The 20630-nt window shown below is 72.9% G+C and carries 13 protein-coding genes and 1 pseudogene; 5 read left to right on the forward strand and 9 right to left on the reverse strand.

Features of this window, described 5'->3' with window-relative positions; all coding sequences use genetic code 11:
• The first annotated feature begins 222 nt into the window (after positions 1–222).
• The 3 genes from LPU43_RS10160 (at position 223) to LPU43_RS10170 (ending at position 5425) form a co-directional block, all read left to right on the forward strand.
• Positions 223–1803, forward strand: coding sequence for a collagen-like domain-containing protein (locus tag LPU43_RS10160; protein ID WP_229400022.1), 1581 nt, complete (start codon positions 223–225; stop codon positions 1801–1803).
• A gap of 230 nt (positions 1804–2033) precedes the next feature.
• Positions 2034–3674, forward strand: a complete 1641-nt coding sequence (locus LPU43_RS10165; RefSeq protein WP_229400023.1) for a collagen-like domain-containing protein — start codon at positions 2034–2036, stop codon at positions 3672–3674.
• Between the two features lie 290 nt (positions 3675–3964).
• Complete coding sequence (locus LPU43_RS10170; RefSeq protein WP_229400024.1) at positions 3965–5425, forward strand: right-handed parallel beta-helix repeat-containing protein; 1461 nt, start codon at positions 3965–3967, stop codon at positions 5423–5425.
• Between the two features lie 62 nt (positions 5426–5487).
• On the opposite strand, the gene pulA is transcribed toward LPU43_RS10170, so the two are convergent.
• From pulA to LPU43_RS10185, 3 genes are all read right to left on the reverse strand, one after another.
• Positions 5488–10971, reverse strand: a complete 5484-nt coding sequence (gene pulA / locus LPU43_RS10175; protein WP_229400025.1) for a pullulanase-type alpha-1,6-glucosidase — start codon at positions 10969–10971, stop codon at positions 5488–5490.
• 158 nt (positions 10972–11129) lie between these two features.
• Positions 11130–11519 (reverse strand): DUF6841 family protein, encoded by a 390-nt coding sequence (locus LPU43_RS10180; RefSeq protein ID WP_229400026.1) that lies wholly within the window; start codon positions 11517–11519, stop codon positions 11130–11132.
• A 59-nt stretch (positions 11520–11578) separates the two neighbouring features.
• The gene (locus LPU43_RS10185) at positions 11579–12328 is read right to left on the reverse strand and encodes a hypothetical protein (protein WP_229400027.1); all 750 of its coding nucleotides are present in this window, start codon (positions 12326–12328) and stop codon (positions 11579–11581) included.
• Positions 12329–12385: 57 nt separating this feature from the next.
• Here LPU43_RS10185 and LPU43_RS10190 point away from each other — a divergent pair, with 57 nt between their 5' ends.
• Positions 12386–12580 (forward strand): hypothetical protein, encoded by a 195-nt coding sequence (locus LPU43_RS10190; RefSeq protein WP_229400028.1) that lies wholly within the window; start codon positions 12386–12388, stop codon positions 12578–12580.
• A gap of 8 nt (positions 12581–12588) precedes the next feature.
• On the opposite strand, the gene LPU43_RS10195 is transcribed toward LPU43_RS10190, so the two are convergent.
• Positions 12589–12966, reverse strand: coding sequence for an ArsC/Spx/MgsR family protein (locus LPU43_RS10195; RefSeq protein ID WP_229400029.1), 378 nt, complete (start codon positions 12964–12966; stop codon positions 12589–12591).
• 278 nt (positions 12967–13244) lie between these two features.
• Between LPU43_RS10195 and LPU43_RS10200 the strand changes: the two genes are divergently transcribed.
• Positions 13245–16103, forward strand: a complete 2859-nt coding sequence (locus LPU43_RS10200; protein ID WP_229400030.1) for an aconitate hydratase — start codon at positions 13245–13247, stop codon at positions 16101–16103.
• An 87-nt stretch (positions 16104–16190) separates the two neighbouring features.
• Here LPU43_RS10200 and LPU43_RS10205 read toward each other — a convergent pair whose 3' ends face one another.
• The 5 genes and pseudogenes from LPU43_RS10205 to LPU43_RS10225 form a co-directional block, all read right to left on the reverse strand.
• Complete coding sequence (locus LPU43_RS10205; protein WP_229400031.1) at positions 16191–16799, reverse strand: GTP-binding protein; 609 nt, start codon at positions 16797–16799, stop codon at positions 16191–16193.
• Positions 16780–17166 carry a DUF742 domain-containing protein gene (locus LPU43_RS10210; protein ID WP_229400032.1) on the reverse strand — a complete coding sequence of 129 codons (387 nt, stop codon included), beginning with the start codon at positions 17164–17166 and terminating at the stop codon, positions 16780–16782. Before LPU43_RS10210 ends, LPU43_RS10205 begins: the two co-directional genes overlap by 20 nt.
• A 5-nt stretch (positions 17167–17171) precedes the next feature.
• Complete coding sequence (locus tag LPU43_RS10215; protein ID WP_229400033.1) at positions 17172–17594, reverse strand: roadblock/LC7 domain-containing protein; 423 nt, start codon at positions 17592–17594, stop codon at positions 17172–17174.
• A gap of 91 nt (positions 17595–17685) precedes the next feature.
• Complete coding sequence (locus LPU43_RS10220) at positions 17686–20268, reverse strand: sensor histidine kinase (protein WP_229400034.1); 2583 nt, start codon at positions 20266–20268, stop codon at positions 17686–17688.
• Between the two features lie 91 nt (positions 20269–20359).
• Positions 20360–20630, reverse strand: a pseudogene (locus LPU43_RS10225) (prenyltransferase/squalene oxidase repeat-containing protein); the annotation flags it as partial.

Consider the following 20630-nt stretch of genomic DNA (forward strand, 5'->3'; position numbering starts at 1 on the left):
CGGCGGGGCCCGCCGTCGTTCGCCCCTCCCCTGGCCGGTGTCCCGGCCGCGTCGTCGAACGGATACTTCTCGCCCCACAATGCGGGGTTTCCTCGGTTTTGCCCGTCTCGCGAGGATCGTTCTCATACGGTGGCCTTTGAATGCTGCAACCGATTTGTAGCTGGCCGCGCCCTCCTGGGCGGTGCGGCCCCGTCTGGTAGCAGGAAGGGACGGAAGGCTCCGATGTCCAACGACGAAACGACTTCCGAGGGCGGGGCGCACGTGACCCCGCCGACGAGACGGCGGCGGGCGCTCTGGGTCGCCACGGGCGTGGCCGGACTGACCGGCGTCGTCGGCCTGGCGGCACTGGGCGGTTTGGCCGCCCGCGACGACCCGGCCGACGACACGCAGCGGGCGGCTGACCAGCAGGCCGCCACGGCCCGGCAGGACGCGAGCGACGCCGACCGGGCCGACGAGAAGGCCGCCGACGGCGATGCCGGACGTGGCAACGACCGGGCCCCGGCCGGCAGGCCGGGCGGGGACGAACGGTCCGGGCGCGACGGCCGCTCCGGCGACGAGGGCCGGGCCGGGAAGGACGGCCGCCGGGGCAAGGACGGCCGCCTCGGGACGGACGGTCGCCCCGGGAAGGACGGTCGCCCCGGGAAGGACGGTCGCCCCGGGAAGGACGGTCGGTCCGGGCAGGGCAGGTCGTCCAGCCAGGGCGGCGACGCCGGGGACCGCGAGGCCGGCGGGGAAGGCCGAGAGAAGGGTTCGGTGGAGGTGTCGTGCAATGCGGATCGGTTGATCGCGGCGATCACCCGGGCCAACGCCGACAACGGCGGGACGCTGAAACTGGCCAAGGGCTGCACCTACAGCCTGACCGTCAACAACGGCCCCGGCGGCAGCGGCCTGCCCCCGATCACCCAGAACATCACCATCACCGGTGAGGACACCACCCTCACCCGCGCCGCCAACGCCGCATCCTTCCGCTTCTTCGACGTCGCCCCCGGCGGCCACCTGCGCCTGTCCAACACCACCCTCACCGGCGGCAACGGACCCACCGGCGCAGCCATCCTCGTCCGCACCGGCGGCGTCGCCGACATCACCAACGCCACCCTCGTCAACAACGACGCCACCACCACCGGCGGCGCCATCCACAACGAAGGCACCACCACCGTCACCAACACCACCATCAGAAACAACAGCGCCACCCAGGCCGGCGGCGGCATCCACAACACCGGCCTGCTCACCCTCACCGAAACCAAGATCCACGCCAACGTCGCCGGAGCCGCCGGCGGCGGCATCAACAACCTCGCCGGCACCCTCACCACCACCAAGAGCGCCCTCAACGGCAACCGCTCCGTCGGCGCCGGCGGCGGCATCGCCAGCGAACGCGGCATCGTCGACATCACCGACACCGAACTCACCGACAACACCACCGGCGTCACCGGCGGCGGCATCGGCGCACTCAACACCCAACTCGTCCTACGCAACACCACCATCACCCGCAACGCCTCCGTCGGCGGAGGCGGCGGCATCGCCAACACCGCCACCCTCCTCCTGACCAGCAGCACCGTCATCGAAAACAGCAAGATCACCGAAAACTTCACCAACGGCCTCGGCGGCGGCGGCATCCTCAACCACGACCTCACCCCCGCCACCGGCGGCACCGCCACCCTCACCCTCCGCAACACCGAAACCAGCAGAAACAAAGCCACCCTCGGCGGCGGCATCCGCAACATCAACGGCACCATCACCCTCAACCGCACCACCATCGCCACCAACCGGCCCGACAACTGCACCGGCGGCAACTGCCTCGGTTGATCCACATAGCCGCCCGGCCCCTCCCGCACGCGTCGCGGGAGGGGCCGCAGGCCGTCCGTGTGCACTAGTCGCGCACCTTGTACCCGATGCGGGGTTTCTTCGGATTCGCGCCCTCCACGAAGAACATTCTCATACGGTGTCATTTAGCAGCTACAACCGATTTGTAGCGAAGGACGCCTCGCGATGGCGGTGCGACCTTGTCTGATACGAAGAGAGGGCAGAGAACTCCGATGTCCAATTACCTTCGGAAGAACGACGACACCGGCAAGAAGAAGGCCGCCGGGACGCGCGGCCGCCGCAAGGTGTGGCTCGTCTCCGGCGTCGCCGGCCTGACCGGCGTGGTCAGCCTCGCCGCGATCGGCGTCGGCACCAGCGCCGGTGCGGCCGGCATGGACAGGCTGACGGATCTCACCTGGTCCACGGCGGAGCAGTTCGTCAAGGGCGACGGCGGCTCCGGGCGAGGCGACCGGAACGAGCACGGCGACCGGGGCAAGCAGGACGAGCGCGGCGAGCATGGTGACCGGGGCGAGCAGGGCGAGCACGGTGACCGGGGCGAGCACGGCAACCGGGACGAGCGCGGCGAGCACGGCAACCAGGGCAAGCAGGGCGACCGGGGCGAGCACGGCGGCAAGGAGCAGGGCCACGGGAAAGGCAAGGAGCAGGGCGGCAAGGGGGAGAACGACAAGGAGCAGGGCGGCCAGGGGCAGAACGGTTCGGTTCAGGCCGTGGAGGTGTCGTGCAATGCGGATCGGTTGATCGCGGCGATCACCCGGGCCAACGCCGACAACGGCGGGACGCTGAAACTGGCCAAGGGCTGCACCTACAGCCTGACCGTCAACAACGGCCCCGGCGGCAGCGGCCTGCCCCCGATCACCCAGAACATCACCATCACCGGTGAGGACACCACCCTCACCCGCGCCGCCAACGCCGCATCCTTCCGCTTCTTCGACGTCGCCCCCGGCGGCCACCTGCGCCTGTCCAACACCACCCTCACCGGCGGCAACGGACCCACCGGCGCAGCCATCCTCGTCCGCACCGGCGGCGTCGCCGACATCACCAACGCCACCCTCGTCAACAACGACGCCACCACCACCGGCGGCGCCATCCACAACGAAGGCACCACCACCGTCACCAACACCACCATCAGAAACAACAGCGCCACCCAGGCCGGCGGCGGCATCCACAACACCGGCCTGCTCACCCTCACCGAAACCAAGATCCACGCCAACGTCGCCGGAGCCGCCGGCGGCGGCATCAACAACCTCGCCGGCACCCTCACCACCACCAAGAGCGCCCTCAACGGCAACCGCTCCGTCGGCGCCGGCGGCGGCATCGCCAGCGAACGCGGCATCGTCGACATCACCGACACCGAACTCACCGACAACACCACCGGCGTCACCGGCGGCGGCATCGGCGCACTCAACACCCAACTCGTCCTACGCAACACCACCATCACCCGCAACGCCTCCGTCGGCGGAGGCGGCGGCATCGCCAACACCGCCACCCTCCTCCTGACCAGCAGCACCGTCATCGAAAACAGCAAGATCACCGAAAACTTCACCAACGGCCTCGGCGGCGGCGGCATCCTCAACCACGACCTCACCCCCGCCACCGGCGGCACCGCCACCCTCACCCTCCGCAACACCGAAACCAGCAGAAACAAAGCCACCCTCGGCGGCGGCATCCGCAACATCAACGGCACCATCACCCTCAACCGCACCACCATCGCCACCAACACGGCGCTCACCAACAACGGCGGAGGGGGCGGCATCCACACCAACGTGCCCATCACCGCCGTCGACCCGAGCAGCACCGTCGGCAACAACCGACCGAACCACTGCACCGGCACCGTCACCAACTGCTTCGGCTGAGGCAGCAACGGCCAGCCCGTACGCGGACCGGTCCAACGGCGCCACTTCCGGCCCCGGGCGACGCCTCGTCGCCCGGGGCCGGATCGTGTTCCCTAACGCGTGCATCGCACCGATTCAGCCCTGATAGCGAGGAAAACTCTCATAAATTGGGTTCTGGAGGCTCCCACCCGTGCTGGGCAAGCCATCCCCCAGATGCAGGATCGACCCGTTCCGGGTATCAGGAGAGGCAGAGAGCCCTCATGTCCAAGAAATCACCGAAGACGACGACACCGGCCGTGGGGCCGACAAGGATGTCCACCCGACGCCGGGCCTGGCTCGCCACGGGCGTCGCCGGCCTGACCGGCGTGGTCGGCCTCGCCGCGTTCGGCGGCGCCACCGGCGCGGCCCCGGCGGCGGGGGCCGGCGAGCCGAAACGGGTCTCGGCGGAGCGGCGGGCCGGGGACGAGGGCCGGGAGCGGAACGACCACGGCCGGGACGAGACCCGCGAGCGGGGCGGCGGCGAGCAGGGCCAGGACCCCGAGGACAAGGGCGGCAAGCAGGGCCAGCACCCCGAGGAGAAGGGCGACGGCGAGCAGGGCCGGAAGCCGGAGGACAAGGGTGGCGAGGGCCGCGGCCCGGTCCAGGAGGTGCCCTGCGACACGGACCGGCTGATCGCGGCGATGACCCGGGCCAACGCCGAGCGCGGCGGGTCGCTGCGCCTGGCGACCGGCTGCGAGTACACGCTGACGGCGACCGACAACCTCGGCAACGGGCTGCCGGTCGTCACGGGACCGATCACGATCGAGGGCGACAAGACGGTCATCAACCGGGCGGCGAGCGCGTCGGCCTTCCGCCTCTTCACCGTCGCCTCCGGCGGGCAGCTCACCCTCCGGGGCCTGACGCTGTGGGGCGGACGGACCCTCCCCGCGCGGTCCGGGGTGGCCGAGCCCGACGGCGGGGCCCTGCTCGTCCGGGCCGGCGGCCGGGCCACGGTCGAGAAGACCATCTTCACCCGCAACTCGTCCGAGCGGGACGGTGGCGCCATCGCCAACCTCGGCACCACGGTCCTGGACCACAGTACGGTGGAGCGCGGCAGCGCCCTGCGCGACGGCGGCGGCGTCGCCAACGCCGGGCTGCTCAAGCTCGTCGACTCCCCGGTCACCCAGAACAACGCGGTGGGGTCGGGCGGCGGCGTGCGCAACACCGGCACGGTGCTGGTCGAGCGGAGCACGGCGACCGGCAACGAGGCGGGCGGCGGGGGCGGCGGCCTCGACTCCGCCGGCGGCTCGGTCACGGTGACCGACTCGCAGTTCACCGGCAACGCGGCCGTCCGGGGCGGCGGGCTGCGCGCGGCGGCCTCGGTGGTCCTGCTGCGGGGCACGACCGTGGCGAACAACTCGGCCACGGCGGGCGACGGCGGCGGCCTCGCCGTCGTCACCGGCTCCCGGACGGTCGCGGAGGAGACCAGGATCGTCGACAACTCCGCGCGCGGCGACGCGGGCGGGGTCCACCTCCAGGGCGGGTCGCTGCGCCTCCGGGGCGGCCTGGTCGCCGGCAACTCGGCCTTCGGCCCCACCTCGGCCGGCGGCGGGCTCCGCGTCGACGTGGCCACCCTGACGTTGACCAACACCAAGGTCACGGGGAACGGCGCCCGGGTCACCGGCGGCGGGGTGCTCAACAACGGCGCGGTCGTCGCCGACCCGGGATCGGTGTTCGTGCACAACGACTCGGACAACTGCGCCGGCACCCCGGTGCCGAACTGCCTGGGCTGACCGGCCGCCCGTAACGGGTCCGGCCCCCGTCCCTGTCGGGACGGGGGCCGGACCGTGTGCGGTCAGCGCTGGACGAAGACCGCCACGCTGCGCGCCGGCACCGCGAACGTGCCGGTTCCCCGGTCGAACGACGCGGTACGCAGCACCGGGTCGGCGGAGCCCCGCAGCACCGGGTGCAGCGCCACGTCGGCCCCGCGCAGCCCGGCGACCCGCTGCGTGGCCGCCGCGCCGGTGGCGTTGAAGACCACCGTCACCGACTTCCACGCCCCGCCCAGCCCCCGGGCGTCGAGGGTCATGGTGAGCACGCCCGGGGTCTCGGCGGTGCCGGAGAGCGGGAACGCGACCCGCCGCTGCACCGCCTCGGCGGTGGTCAGCCCGAACACCGGCGAGGACTCGCGGATGCGCAGCAGCTCCGCGTAGCGGGCGTTGGCCAGGTCGATCGCCGCGCAGTCCGGCACCAGCTTCGGGTCGGCCAGCAGCGGCTTCGCGTACGGCCACTTCTCCTCGTTGTCCTGCGCGGGCGGGAGGCCGGCGCCGAAGCCGTTGCCCTGGGCGCAGTCCCAGCGGATCTGGTTGAACCAGTCGCCGGAGTTGTACGAGTTGCGGTCCAGCGACTTCGACCGCAGCCGCTCCGAGCCGGCCGTGACGAACCCGGTCCCCTGGCCCATGACCACGGTGGAGAGGGCGAGCACCTGCATCCGGGCCCGGTCGGTCGCCGAGGTGGCCTGCGGCAGCTTGTACGCCAGCGCGTCGTACAGGATCTCGTTGTCGTGCGCGTCGACGTAGGTGACCGCCTCGCCCGGCGCGGCCGTGTAGCCGGCGGGCGAGCCGTTGTAGTCGACCTGCGCGCCGGTGATCTCGCGGCCGGCCGAGTCGGTGAACCGGTAGTCGCGCAGGTTGCCGGTCAGCCCGACCTTGATCTGGTCGTGGGCGCGCAGCAGCCGGGCCCGCTGCTCGTCGGCCGACCCGTTGACCGGGTCGCCGTTGGGGTCGGTGAACAGCCCGGAGGCGAAGCCCTGCACGCGCGGGTTGGCGTCGAACGGGCCGCCGCCGCGCACCGCGTCGCGTAGCCGGTCGTTGAACGTGCCGATCCCGGTGCCGGCCATGTTGGCCTGGGTGGCCTGCACGAAGCGGGCGTCGTCGGCGACCTCGCCGAAGTTCCAGCCCTCGCCGTACAGCAGGATCTTCTTCCCGTCGACGCCGTCGCGGGCGGGGGTGAGCCTGTCGAGCGCGGCCCGCACGGCGAGGATGTTCGCCTTCGGGTGGTGGCCCATCAGGTCGAAGCGGAACCCGTCCACCTTGTACTGCCTGGCCCAGGTGACCACAGAGTCGACCACGAGCTTGCCCATCATCGCGTGCTCGGGGGCGGTGTTGGCGCAGCAGGTCGAGTCGGCGACCGTACCGTCGTCGAGCAGCCGGTGGTAGTAGCCCGGCACCACCTGGTCGAGCACGGACGTGGCGTCCGTGCCGGCGGCCGAGGTGTGGTTGTAGACGACGTCCATGACGACGCGCAGGCCCGCGCCGTTGATCCCGGCGACCATCCGCCGGAACTCGGTGGTCCGCCCGGCCCCGGCCGGGTCGACGGCGTAGCCGCCCTCCGGCACGGTGTAGTGCAGCGGGTCGTACCCCCAGTTGTAGCCGTCGGTGTCGGCGACCGCAGCGATGCACTTCTGCTGCTCGTCGGAGTCCGGGGGCAGCTTCGCCAGGTCGCAGGCCGGCTGCTTCTGGTCGGCGCGGCGCTCGGGGATGGTGGCGAAGTCGAACGCCGGCAGCAGGTGCAGGTAGTCGACCCCGGCGTCGCCGAGCGCCCGCAGGTGCCGCATCCCTGCCGTGTCGGGGTCGGTGAAGGCGAGGTAGGTGCCGCGCCGCTCGGCGGGCACGGTGGTGTCGGCGACGGAGAAGTCCCGCACGGAGACCTCCTGGATCTGGGCCTTCGCGGCGGGCGGGGCCGCCGGCTTGCGCAGGCCCGCCCAGCCGGCGGGGGCCAGCGCCGGGTCCGCCAGGTCGACGATCTGGCTGTGCGTCGAGTTCGGCGCGAGGGCCACCGAGTACGGGTCGGTGACCGTGGCGGTGACCATCTTCCCGGCCGCCGGCTGCCACGCGGAGATCCGGTACCGGTAGTACCGGCCTGTCCAGCCCGGCTCGCCGCGCACCGACCAGACGCCGGTGCGGTCGTCGCGGCGCATCGTCACGACGCGCGGCTCGGCGGTCGGCGTGTCGGAGAGCTCCAGCGACACCGACCGGGCGGTGGGCGCCCAGACCGCGAGGGTCGGAACCCGGCCGGCGAAGGTCACGCCGAGCCGCGCCCCGGTGGCGGCGGCGTAGACGTCGTCGAGCACGCCGGGGACCTGCACGCCGGTCGCGGCGAGCAGCGCGCCGGCCGCGTCCCGCTCGGTCACCACGAGCTGCCCGCGCAGGGCCGCCGGCACCTTCGCCAGGTCGGCCCGGTCCAGGTCGAACGCCCGGTACGCCCACAGGTGCGGGAACCGCGCGCGCTGGGCCTCGGTGAGCCCGTTGGGCCGGGCCCGCAGCGGCAGCGTCGTGTACGTCCCGGTCAGCTCCCCGTCGACCACGCCCAGCCCGCCGGCCGGGGCGGTCACCAGGGCGTACGTCCGGCCGTCGGTCGGCCCGCCCGGCCAGGCGACGGTGGAGCGGTCGATCCAGTGCGCCTTCTGCCTGGCGAGGTCCACGTCCCGGTTCGCCGCCGACGCCGTCGACGGCAGCAGCCGGCCGGGCGTGCCCGCGAGCAGCCACACCTCGCGCCCGGCGGCGGCGAAGTCGAGCCGCTGGTCGTTCGGCAGGTCCTTGGTGTCGCCCTTGTGGATGATGTAGCTCAGCCCGGTCGCCCCGGCCGCCAGCGGCACCCGGAAGACCGCGCCGAAGGCGTCGACGCGCTCGGGCGCGAGCGGCGCGGACCAGTCGGTCGGCTTCGCCGCGCCGTCCCACAGGTGCAGGCCCCAGCCGGCGTAGTCGTTGTCGGCCCGGCGGTAGTGGATCAGCGCGGTGCCCTCGTCGACCGGCGGGTCCGGCTCGCCGGTGGCCGCCTGCCTGCTCGGGTGGAGCGTCGGGTCGCCCTGTTTCACCCACACCTCCCCGGTCCGTGTGACGTCGATGGTGCGGTCCTGTGCCACGTCCTTGTTCCCGTCCGAGTCGACCACGAGGAACCCGACGGACTTCGCGCCGGGCTTCAGCTTCACCCAGGCGAACCGGCCGTAGGAGTCCTCCCCGGCGAACGGCTGCCCCTCGGGCCACTCGGTGGCGTACGCCGGGTCGATGTCGCCCCAGGCGTAGAGGTTCCAGTCGTCGTACCCGCCGGCGGGGCGCTGGTAGTGCACGATCGCCCAGTCCCGCGACGCGCCCTGCGCCGGGGTGCCGACGGTGGCGGTGGAGCGGGTGCCGGCGGTGCGGCCCCTGCCGTCGCGGACGACGGCCTTGTACTCGATCCGCGTACCGCCGGGCAGGCCGGTCAGGTCGTGGTGCACGGTGTACGGGGCGGTACGGGCGCCGCCGAGCAGGGTCCACCGGCCGCCGGCCACCCGGGCGGCGACGGCGACGGTGGCCAGCGGGTCGCCGGTGACCCGGGCGGTGACGGCGACCCGGGTGGGCACCGGGGCGTCCGGGGCGGCGACGGTGATCGTCGGCTTCGCGTCGGCCTGCGGGATCGCCTTGCCGGCCCGGTACACCACGGCGGACATCGCCGGCACGGTCACGGTGAGCCTGCCGTCCGCCCCGGCGGTCGCGGTCGCCGCGCCGCCGTAGATCCCGGCGAACGCGGCGCCGGCCGTGAAGGTGTCCACCGTGACGGTGCGTGCGGCGTCGGCGTTGTTCACGGCGGCGACGTACTCGACGCGCTGCCCCGGGTCGACGCGGGAGAAGGCGAAGACGCCGGGGCCGTCGTCGGCGTGCCGGGTGACCTGGACGCCGTCGCGCAGCGCCGGGTGGGCCTGCCGGAGCCGGCCCAGCTCGGCGATGGTGCGGTACAGCGGGTGCGTCGGGTCGTACTGGTCGGCGGCGTGGGTGCGGTCGGTGCCGATCAGGTCGTCGTCGAGGTAGTCGGGCACCTTCGAGGCGAACATGTCCTGCCGGGCGTCCTTGTCGCCGCCGGGGCCGGTGAAGCCCTGCTCGTCGCCGGAGTAGACGACGGGCTGGCCCCGGGTGAGGAGCATGAGCTGGTGGGCGAGCCGGGCCCGGCGCAGTCGGGTGGCGTCGTCCCCGCCGGAGGCGGCGACGAACGAGCCGATCCGGCCCATGTCGTGGTTGCCGAGGAAGGTGGTCAGCCGGTGCGCGCCGGTGTCCCGGGAGCCGTACAGGTCGTCGCGGGCGTACACGTCGGCGAGCGCCTTCGCGGAGCCGCCGGCGGCGGTGTAGCCGCGCGCGGCCTCCTGGAAGGCGAAGTCGAGGGTGGCCGGCAGGCCGCCGGTGCGCACGTAGCTGGAGGTGATCTCCGGGTCGGCGCTGTAGACCTCGCCGAACATGAAGAAGTCCTTCTTGCCGGCGGCCTCGGCGGCCCGCTGCACGCCCCGGCTGAACTGCGGCCAGAACTCCATGTTGACGTGCTTGACGGTGTCCAGCCGGAAGCCGTCCACCCCGGTGCGGCCGATCCAGTCGCCGTAGACCTTGGTCATGCCCGCGACCACCTCGGGGCGCTCGGTCCAGAGGTCGTCCAGGCCGTAGAAGTCGCCGTACTCGCTGTTCTCGCCGGCGAAGGTCGAGTCGCCCCGGTTGTGGTACATGGTGGCGTCGTTGAGCCACGCCGGGACCTTGACCTTCGCGTCGGCCGGGGTGTCGAAGGTCGGGGTGTACGGGAACGAGCCGGCGTCCACCTTCGGGAAGTCCCGGCTGCCGTCGGCGTAGTTGCGGTCCTCGAACTTCCGCCCCCGCGCGTCGGTGTACGGGGCGGTCGCCTTGTCGATGTAGGCGTACCTGTCCTCGGCGTACTTGATGACGTCGGCGGTGTGGTTGACAATGACGTCGAGGTAGACCTTGATGCCCCGGCGGTGGGCCTGCTTCACCAGCCTGTTCAGCTCCGCCTCGGTGCCGAAGTGCGGGTCGACGCGGGTGAAGTCGGTGATCCAGTAGCCGTGGTAGCCGGCGGAGGCGTCCGCGCCGACGCCCTGCACGGGCCGGTTGGCGAAGATCGGGGCGAGCCAGATGGCCGTGGTGCCCAGCCCCTGGATGTAGTCGAGCTTGTCGAGCACGCCTTTGAGGTCGCCGCCGTGGTAGAAGCCCTTGTCCTTCGGGTCGAGACCGGTGCGGAGCCGGTCCCCGGCGAGCCCGCCGGTGTCGTTGCGCGGGTCGCCGTTGGCGAACCGGTCCGGCAGGACGAAGTAGAACTGCTCGGCGCGGGCGTCGCCGTCGGCGGCGGCGAGCAGGGCCTCGGCGGAGGGCTCGGAGCGCCACTGCACCGCCCCGGCGGCGGTGAGGGGGGTGGCGGGGGCGGCGTCCGCGGCGCGGGGGCGCGCGGCGACGGGGGTGCCGACGAGGGCGAGGGCAAGGGTGGAGGCCAAGGCGAGCAGCGCCTTGCGCGGTTTCGGCGGGGGTCTCATCGACGGCCTTCCTCTGGTCGTGATTCGCCCGCACGCTAGCCCTTGCCGAAAAATTCTGCAATGCCTTGCAAACCAAGCCGCAAGACGGCAGTCCTCTTGCGAAAAGACGCGGTCACCCGCCGGGATGCCCACGTCGCGCTCCCCGGCGACGTGGGCGGTCACGCCGTGCGGATGACCGTGCAGATGGCGGGACCGTCGTCGGTGCCGCGCAGCAGGTAGCGGTAGCGCTCGCCGGGCACCCGCCGCCCCTGGCTGTCCAGGAACTCCCACTCCACGGCGACCTCGGTGAGCAGGGCGGAGACCGGCTGCACGTCCTCGATCAGCGCGTTCGCCGCGACCAGCTCGTGTTCCTGGTAGTCCGGCGCCGCGCCGACGAAGGAGAGGGCCACCGCCGCCGGGGAGGCGAACGAGAAGCTGTACGTGTCGGCGACGACGAGGCCGGGCAGGGCGTAGCAGGCGGCGACGGCCGCCACGTCGCCGGTGGTCAGCGCGACGCCGTACCGGTCGAAGAACTCGGTCAGGGCGTCGAGATCGGTGGAGGCAGTCACGGGGACTGTCAATTGCCGAGTGGCCGGGCCCGCAAACCCGGCCACCCCACCCCGCCCAGTCAGCGGGACGGGATGCGTACCTCGATCTCGGCGCCGAGCCGGGCCCCGGCCGATAGGCCGAGGTCGTCGCCGCTCCAGAAGCGACCCGGGTCGTACCAGTTGGGCCGGCGGCCCGCCGGCAGCAGCCCCATCGCCTCGTAGGTCACCGCGACCACCTCGGCGCAGTACGCCGTCTCCAGTGTCCGGTCACCCCCCGCGACCCCGCCGGCCGGCTCCCGCTCCTGCCCGGCCCGCCCGTCGGCCGGCCCACGCTCCTGTCCGGTCCACCCGTCGGCCGGCTCCCGCTCCTGCTCGTCGCGCCGGCCGGGCAGCCGGGGCAGCCGGACCTGCGGGAGCCGGCCCCGCGCCCAGCGCCAGGCGAGCTGGGCGGTGGAGGGGAACGGCGTGCCGTCGAGGCGGGCCACGGTGCGCAGCACCGCCTTCTCCATCTCCGCGTCGGCGGGCGGTTCGAGCTGCCGCAGCCAGGCCCGCTGGCCGTACCTGTTGGCCCAGACGCAGACCGCGTCGCGCAGGTCGTGCAACTGCACGCCGCGCTGGTGGGTGCCGGTCCACATGTCCGGCAGCGACCGGCCCAGCTCGGCGTGCCACATCAGCGGCGGCATGTCGTCGAGCACCACGGCCATGCCGACGTGGTTCACCGGGCTGTTGGTGGTGAACTGGATGGCGCGGTCGGGCACGCTCCGACCCCGGAACACCCACAGATCGCCGGTGCGGGTCAGCTCCACGGCCTCGTCCAGGCTGACGCTCATGCCCTCACCCCGTCGCCGGCGGCGCTTCGCTCGCTCATGGGGGTCTACCCTAAGCGGATGCGGCAACGGATGCGGTGGTGGAAGGTGCTCGGGCTGGCCGGTCTCGCGGGTGTCGCCGCGACCGGGGTGGTCGTCGCCCGCGCCGAGCGGCGGCGGCGGGCGTACACCCCGGAGGAGATCCGGGACCGGCTGCGCGACCGGCACGCGCAGGCGACCGCCGACACCCCGGCCGCCCCCGACGCCCCGGCCTGACCGCCGGGTCAGCCGTCGGCGCGGGCGGCGCGGCGGGCCGCCTCCGCCAGCGCCTGCGGGGTACGCCCCAGCAGCGCGCCGCCGTCGTCGAGCAGCAGGATCGGCCGCTGGATCAGCTCCGGGGCGGCCACCATCGCCTCGATCCAGCGGGGCGCGGCGGCGTCGTCGCGGGGCCAGTCCGCCATGCCCCGGGCGACGGCGGCCGGCTCGCCGGTGCGGCAGACGTCCCACGGCCGCGCGCCGAGCCGGCGCAGCACCTCGGTCAGCTCGGCCGCGCTCGGCGGTCGCTCCAGGTACGACCGCAGCCGGTAGGGCACCCGCGCGTCGTCCATCGCCGCCCGGGCGGCGGCGGACTTCGAGCAGGCCGGGTTGTGCCAGATCTCCATGACCCACATGCTCGCAAAATCCCGGTCGCCGCCCGCTCGCGGGCGACGTCTCCCCGGTTTTTGCCGCGGCGCGCCGGGGGGATCGGGCCGCGCGGGCGGGCGGGGAGGACGTCATGGATCATGGTGTCCTTCCCGTCCCACACCCCGGCACGAGGTTGCGTCCTTAGCAAGACGGACGTACGGTTTTGTTGAAACGGTAGGGCGGGTAAGTGTCACCTAACCGGGGCGGGGTCCCGGGCGGTGCGACACACTGCTCAGGACTACTCACGGTCGCTGGTGTGAAGGAGTACGACGTGGCGAGCCTCGACACCTTCGGTGCGAAGACCCAGCTACGCGTCGGAGACGCGAGCTACGAGATTTTCAAGATCAGTAAGGTGGAGGGGCACGAACGGCTCCCCTACAGCCTGAAGATCCTGCTGGAGAACCTGCTGCGGACCGAGGACGGCGCGAACATCACCGCCGACCACATCCGGCAGCTCGGCGCCTGGGACGCCGGCGCCGACCCGAGCGTGGAGATCCAGTTCACCCCGGCGCGGGTGCTGATGCAGGACTTCACGGGCGTACCCTGCGTGGTCGACCTGGCCACCATGCGCGAGGCGGTCCGCGACCTCGGCGGCGACGCCACCAAGGTCAACCCGCTCGCCCCGGCCGAGCTGGTCATCGACCACTCGGTCATCGCCGACCTGTTCGGCCGCGAGGACGCCTTCGCGCGCAACGTCGAGCTGGAGTACGAGCGCAACAAGGAGCGCTACCAGTTCCTGCGCTGGGGCCAGACCGCGTTCAACGAGTTCAAGGTCGTCCCGCCGGGCACCGGCATCGTGCACCAGGTCAACATCGAGTACCTGGCCCGCACGATCATGGAGCGCAACGGCCAGGCGTACCCGGACACCGTGGTCGGCACCGACTCGCACACCACGATGGTCAACGGCCTGGGCGTGCTGGGCTGGGGCGTCGGCGGCATCGAGGCCGAGGCCGCCATGCTCGGCCAGCCGGTCAGCATGCTGATCCCCCGGGTCGTCGGCTTCAAGCTGCACGGCGAGATGCCCGCCGGCACCACCGCCACCGACCTGGTGCTCACCATCACCGAGATGCTGCGCAAGCACGGCGTGGTCGGCAAGTTCGTCGAGTTCTACGGCCCCGGCGTGAGCGCCGTCCCGCTGGCCAACCGGGCCACCATCGGCAACATGTCCCCGGAGTACGGCTCCACCGTCGCGATCTTCCCGATCGACGCCGAGACCGTCCGCTACCTGGAGCTGACCGGCCGCGACGCGTCTCAGGTCGCGCTCGTCGAGGCGTACGCGAAGGAGCAGGGCCTCTGGCACGACCCGGCCGTCGAGCCGGAGTACTCGGAGCGCCTGGAGCTGGACCTGGGCACCATCGAGCCGTCCCTGGCCGGCCCGAAGCGCCCGCAGGACCGGGTGCCGCTGGGCAACGCCAAGACGCTGTTCCGCTCGGCCCTGACCGACTACGTGGCCGCCGACGCCACCGGCGGCGACGCCGGCCGCAAGCCCGGCGTGCCGCAGCAGGAGAAGCCGTTCGGCGTGCAGGGGCGCGCCGACGAGGCCAGCGCCGAGTCCTTCCCGGCCAGCGACTCCCCGGCCGTCGACAGCACCAACGACCCCGCCGACGCCCCCCGCGAGCTGGTCAACGCCGCGGTCGGCTCGGGCGGCCGGGCCAGCAACCCGGTCCGGGTCACCGGCGCCGACGGCGTGGAGTACGAGCTGGACCACGGCGCCGTGGTGATCGCCGCGATCACCTCCTGCACCAACACCTCCAACCCGCAGGTCATGATCGGGGCGGCGCTGCTGGCCCGCAACGCGGTGGACAAGGGCCTGAACCGCAAGCCGTGGGTGAAGACCACCCTCGCGCCCGGCTCCAAGGTCGTCATGGACTACTACGACCGCGCCGGCCTCACGCCCTACCTGGAGAAGCTCGGCTTCAACCTGGTCGGCTACGGCTGCACCACCTGCATCGGCAACTCCGGCCCGCTGCCGGAGGAGGTCTCCGCCGCCGTCAACGAGGGCGACCTCGCCGTCGTCTCGGTGCTGTCGGGCAACCGGAACTTCGAGGGCCGGATCAACCCGGACGTCAAGATGAACTACCTGGCGTCCCCGCCGCTGGTCGTCGCGTACGCGCTCGCCGGCACGATGGACATCGACCTGGCCAACGAGCCGATCGGCGAGGACAGCCAGGGCCAGCCCGTCTTCCTGCGCGACATCTGGCCGAACACCGCCGAGATCCAGGACGTCATCGCCTCCGCGATCGGCGCGACCGGGTTCAGCGCGGCGTACTCCGACGTCTTCGCCGGTGACGAGCGCTGGCAGTCGCTGCCGACCCCGACCGGCGACACGTTCTCCTGGGAGGGCGAGAGCACCTACGTGCGCAAGCCCCCGTACTTCGAGGGCATGGAGCGCGAGCCGAAGGCGGTCGTCGACATCACCGACGCCCGCGTGCTGGCCAAGCTGGGCGACTCGGTGACCACCGACCACATCTCCCCGGCCGGCTCGATCAAGGCCGACTCCCCCGCCGGGAAGTACCTGGCCGAGCACGGCGTGCCGCGCCACGAGTTCAACTCGTACGGTTCCCGCCGGGGCAACCACGAGGTGATGATCCGGGGCACGTTCGCCAACATCCGGCTGCGCAACCAGCTCGTACCGGGCGTCGAGGGCGGCTTCACGGTGAACCACCTGACCGGCGAGCAGAGCAGCATCTACGACGCCTCGGTGGCGTACCAGTCCGAGGGCGTCCCGCTGGTCATCCTGGCCGGCAAGGAGTACGGCTCCGGCTCGTCGCGGGACTGGGCGGCCAAGGGCACCATGCTGCTCGGCGTCCGGGCGGTCATCGCCGAGTCGTACGAGCGCATCCACCGCTCGAACCTGATCGGCATGGGCGTGCTGCCGCTGCAGTTCCCGGCCGGCGAGACCGCCGAGTCGCTGGGCCTGACCGGCACGGAGACCTTCTCGATCACCGGCGTGACCGCGCTGAACGATGGCGAGACCCCGCGCACGGTGAAGGTCACCACCGACACCGGCGTGGAGTTCGACGCGGTGGTCCGGATCGACACCCCGGGTGAGGCCGACTACTACCGGCACGGCGGCATCCTGCAGTACGTGCTGCGGCGCATGATCGCCAACTGACGTCGTACCCGGACAGGGCCCCTTTCCGCCACGGGCGGGAAGGGGCCCTGTGGCGTTTCCGGTTCCGCATGCGCGGCGGCCCGGTCGTCAGTCCGGCGTGGCGCGGCGGCGCGACTCGCGGATCTTCAGGGCGTGCTCCATCAGCGTGATGAGCACCTCCTTGCTCGACTCCCGCTTGCGGGCGTCGCAGAGCAGCACCGGCACCCCCGGGTCGAGGTTGAGCGCGGCCTGCACCTCGTCGAGCCGGTACGTGCGGGCCCCCTCGAAGCAGTTCACCGCCACCACGAACGGGGTGCCCCGCCCCTCGAAGTAGTCGATCGACGGGAAGCAGTCGGCCAGCCGGCGGGTGTCGGCGAGCACCACCGCCCCGAGCGCCCCGAGGGCCAGCTCGTCCCAGACGAACCAGAAGCGGTTCTGCCCCGGGGTGCCGAAGAGGTAGAGCACCAGGTCGTCGCTGATGGTGATCCGGCCGAAGTCCATCGCCACGGTGGTGGTGGACTTGCTCTCCACCCCCGTCAGGTCGTCGATGCCGCACCCGGTGGCGGTGAGCACCTCCTCGGTGCGCAGCGGCTTGGTTTCGCTGACCGCGCCGACCATGGTGGTCTTGCCCACCCCGAAGCCACCCGCGATTAGGATCTTGATCGCCGTGGGCACGGGCGGGGCTCCCGCCGGCCTTTCAGAGCGCCCGTAGTCCATTGATAACCGCCTCGAAGATGCTGTCGTCGGGAAGGCCCGCGCTCGCGCGGGGCTCGCGCACCTGGACCAGGTCGCGCGCCATCAGGTCGCCGAGCAGGACCCGGATGGCCCCCACCGGCAGGTCCAGGTGGGCGGCGACCTCGGCGACGGACTGGATGCGCTGGCAGAGCGCGACTATGGCCAGGTGCTCGGGACCGAGCCCGACCTCCGGCGACACCCCCGCGCGGGTGGCCGTCACCAGGGAGATCAGGTCGAAGGTGCCGGTGACCGGCCGGGCCCGGCCCCCCGTCACCGCGTACGGACGGACCACCGGCCCGGCGTGGTCGTCAACCCACTGTTCCCCCGTGGACTCCCCTGGGACCGTCATCGGGGTTACTTCTCGTCGACCGGCTGCTCGGGAAGCCGGGTCGGGGAGGCCACGTACTTGCCCACCCGGGTGACCAGCATGGCCATCTCGTACGCGATGAGGCCGACGTCGGCGTCGTCGCTGGCCAGCACCGCGAGGCAGGCGTTGCGCCCGGCCGCCGTGACGAAGAGGAACGACGACTGCATCTCGATGATGGTCTGCTGCACCTGCCCGCCGCCGAACCGCTTCCCCGCGCCCCGGGCCAGGCTCTGGATGCCGGCCGCCATCGCCGCGAGGTGCTCCCCGTCGTCCCGGCTCAGGCCCCGGGACGAGGCCATCAGCAGGCCGTCCGTGGAGAGCGCGACAGCGTGTTCGGCCTGCTTCACCCGGCCGACCAGATCATCCAGCAACCACGTCAGGTCGGCACTCGAAGCCGTCTTCTGCCCCACTCGTCGTCCTCTTCTCCCCCGGCTGGTGTCGCCGCTTGTCGTCTGGGACCTGCCGTCCCGCCGTCGGGTGCGGGTGTTCCCGCGCCGTGGCTCAGGTGGCTTCCCGCCCGCCGGCGTCGGTCGCGTCGGCGGGCTCCGCGTCGGGGTCACCGAGCAGCCGGGCGGCGTCGGTGCGGCCCCTTCGGGTCCCGGTCTGGTAGGAACTCATCATCCGGCGGACCTGCTCCGGTGGCCGGAACGTGTCCTCTTCCTCGTCGTCGTCCGCCTGCCGCGCGGACGGGTCCTCCCGCAGTTCGGGCACGATGTTCGCCTGCCGCACCCGCACCGGCAACCCGGCGTCGGTCCGGCGCACCGGTTGCGGCGACGCCGCCGGGGCCGCCCCGTCCGGCGCGGCCGGGTCCTCGACGGAATCCGGGGTCGCCGGGTCGGCGGCCGGCCGGGGCGTGGCGATCGGGTATCCGCTCGGCACCGTCGGGCCGTCCAGCGCCGACAGCGCCGACTGCGCCGGCGATCGTCGGGGGCGCACCGGCAGCCCGGTCTCCTCCCCCGGGGCCGGTGCCGGCGGGGGCGTGCGGCGCGCCCGGCTGGGCAGGGCCGGCACCGCGTCGCCGTCGGCGGCGTCGGGGGCGTCCGGTCCCGGCGCGGGTGCCACCGGCGCCTCCGCGAGGGCCACCGGCGTGGCCGGTCGGGGCGGCCGGTCGGCGGCCGGGGCCGGCGGGGCCACCGCGACGGGGACGCCCTGCGCCGGCACGACGGGCTGGCCGCCGGTGCGCTCCGGGCCGGCGCCCTCGTCGCCCTGGTCGCTGACCAGCTCCGACGGGATCAGCACCACGGCGGTGGTGCCGCCGTACGCCGACTCCTTGAGCCGCACCCGCACGCCGTGGCGCTCGGTGAGCCGGCTGACCACGTACAGGCCGAGCCGGGTGGCGTTGGCCAGGTTCAGCTCGGAACGGTCCACGATGCGGTCGTTGGCGGCGGCGAGGTCCTCCTCGCTCATGCCGAGGCCCCGGTCCTCGATCTCGATGACGAAGCCGTTGCCCACCATCTGGCCGCGCACCTCGACGGTGGTGTGCGGCGGCGAGAACGACAGGCCGTTCTCGATCAGCTCGGCCAGCAGGTGGATGATGTCACCGACGGCGCGCCCGGCCAGGGAGACCGCGCCCAGCGGCAGCACGTTGACCCGGGTGTAGTCCTCCACCTCGGCGACCGCGCCGCGCACCACGTCGACCATCGGGACGTTGCGCCGCCAGGCCCGGCCGGGCGTGGAGCCGGAGAGCACGATCAGGTTCTCGGCGTTGCGCCGCATCCGGGTGGCGAGGTGGTCGACCCGGAACAGGTCCTCCAACTCCTCGGCGTCGTGCTCCCGCCGCTCCATCGTGTCGAGCAGGGTGAGCTGGCGGTGTACGAGCGCCTGGGTGCGCCGGGCCAGGCTGAGGAAGACCTCGCGGACGTTGCGGCGCAGCTCCGCCTGCTCGACGGCGGTACGCAGCGCGGTCTCCTGGACGGCGTTGAACGCCTTGCCCACCTGACCGACCTCGTCGTCGCCGAACTCCAGCGGTGGCGCCTCGGTCGCGACGTCCACCTCCTCGCCGTGGCCGAGCCGTTCCACCACGCTCGGCAGCCGGTCGTTGGCGAGGGTGAAGGCCGCGTCGCGCAGCCGCTCCAACTGCCGCAGCAGCGCCCGGGCGGTGGTGATCGACACGATGACCGACGCGATGACGGCGAGCAGGCCCAGGCCGGTGGCGAGCACCAGGCGGACGATCACCATGACGGCGACCGGGGTGGCCCGCTCCACCACGTCGTCGCCGCCGGCCTCCACCACGTCGCTCCACCGGGCCAGGGCCGGCGTCACGGCCTCGTCCCACTCGGCGAGGGAGAAGTCGAGCCGGGGGTCGTCGCCCCGGCCCCGGAGGACGCCGTCCTCCAGGGCGCGCAGATCGCCGAACGCCCCGCCGCCGATCATCGCGTCGTACCGCCCGCGGTCGGCCGTGGGCAGCCGGCTCACCGCGAGATCGGCCGCGAACCGCTGGGCGCCGATGAGCTGGGCGAGCTGCGTGCGCTCCCCCGTGGTCACCCGACCCGCCGCCAGCACGCCGGTGAGCAGCGCGTCCTCCTGGGAGAGCAGCTCGCGGGCGCGGTTGAGGTCGATCAGCGCGGTGGTGTCCTCGGCGACCTGCCGGTCGTCGAGGAGGCCGAGGGCCGAGAAGACGTCGAAGACGGACCGGAGCACCGAGCCGTACGCGGCGAAGGTGGACGTCCGGTCGACGCTGCGGAAGTCCACCTGGGAGCGGGTCCGCGCCAGCCGCGACAAATTCCGGTCGACCGCGTCGATGCGCTGCTCCAGCGTGTCGCTGGCGGTCACCCGGGCCCGCCAGCCTCCCGCCGACTCGCGGAACGCCGCCGCCAGTTGGTCGGTGCGCCGCCGTTCCTCCCCGAGCGCCGCGCGCCGCTGCTCGTCCGGCCGCCCGAGGTACGCCAGCGAGATCTTCCGCTCCCGCTGGAGCTGGAGCGTCAGCTTCTCACTCGGTTCGGACACCGCCTCGTTGAGCGTCTGCACGCCGAGGACGTTGAACCCGTCCCGTACGGTCACCCACGCCGCGAAGGCCCAGAGCGCGACGAGCGACGCCAGCAGGGCGACGACTTTGGTGCGGAGATTGGTGCTGCGGGAACGCATTCCACCATCCTGGCCGGGTGTTCGAGGGGGTACCGGAACGCGGGGGGACGCCTCCGGCCACGGGCGACGCTAGCAGTGTCCGATTCTTCACTCAAGCGGCACTGATCGCGGCGGTTGTCCGTTCGCGGGCGCGGTCGGGGGCCCCACCAGCGGTCGCGGCCCGCAGGAGGTGGCGGGCGGCGGCCACGGCCGCGCGCACGATCACGGCGGGCCGGTACAGATCCTTGTCGTGCCAGAGCGCGGGTTCGCCGTCGCGCCCCTCCATCGTGGCCAGGTAGCGCCGGGCCCGGCGCAGCGCCGCGTCGGCGCCGGGCAGCGCGGCGGCGCGCAGGACGTGCACGGCGTACGCGGTCTCCTCGACC

Origin of the sequence: Micromonospora okii (assembly GCF_020884795.1) — a bacterium.
Classification (GTDB): Bacteria; Actinomycetota; Actinomycetes; order Mycobacteriales; family Micromonosporaceae; genus Micromonospora; species Micromonospora okii.

Excerpts from the sequence above, each read along its gene's own strand:
- LPU43_RS10160 (WP_229400022.1), top strand. The coding sequence starts at position 223 with ATGTCCAACGACGAAACGACTTCCGAGGGCGGGGCGCACGTGACCCCG.
- LPU43_RS10165 (WP_229400023.1), top strand. The coding sequence starts at position 2,034 with ATGTCCAATTACCTTCGGAAGAACGACGACACCGGCAAGAAGAAGGCC.
- LPU43_RS10170 (WP_229400024.1), top strand. The coding sequence starts at position 3,965 with ATGTCCACCCGACGCCGGGCCTGGCTCGCCACGGGCGTCGCCGGCCTG.
- pulA (WP_229400025.1), bottom strand. The coding sequence starts at position 10,971 with ATGAGACCCCCGCCGAAACCGCGCAAGGCGCTGCTCGCCTTGGCCTCC.
- LPU43_RS10185 (WP_229400027.1), bottom strand. The coding sequence starts at position 12,328 with ATGAGCGTCAGCCTGGACGAGGCCGTGGAGCTGACCCGCACCGGCGAT.
- LPU43_RS10190 (WP_229400028.1), top strand. The coding sequence starts at position 12,386 with ATGCGGCAACGGATGCGGTGGTGGAAGGTGCTCGGGCTGGCCGGTCTC.
- LPU43_RS10195 (WP_229400029.1), bottom strand. The coding sequence starts at position 12,966 with ATGGAGATCTGGCACAACCCGGCCTGCTCGAAGTCCGCCGCCGCCCGG.
- LPU43_RS10205 (WP_229400031.1), bottom strand. The coding sequence starts at position 16,799 with ATGGACTACGGGCGCTCTGAAAGGCCGGCGGGAGCCCCGCCCGTGCCC.
- LPU43_RS10210 (WP_229400032.1), bottom strand. The coding sequence starts at position 17,166 with ATGACGGTCCCAGGGGAGTCCACGGGGGAACAGTGGGTTGACGACCAC.
- LPU43_RS10220 (WP_229400034.1), bottom strand. The coding sequence starts at position 20,268 with ATGCGTTCCCGCAGCACCAATCTCCGCACCAAAGTCGTCGCCCTGCTG.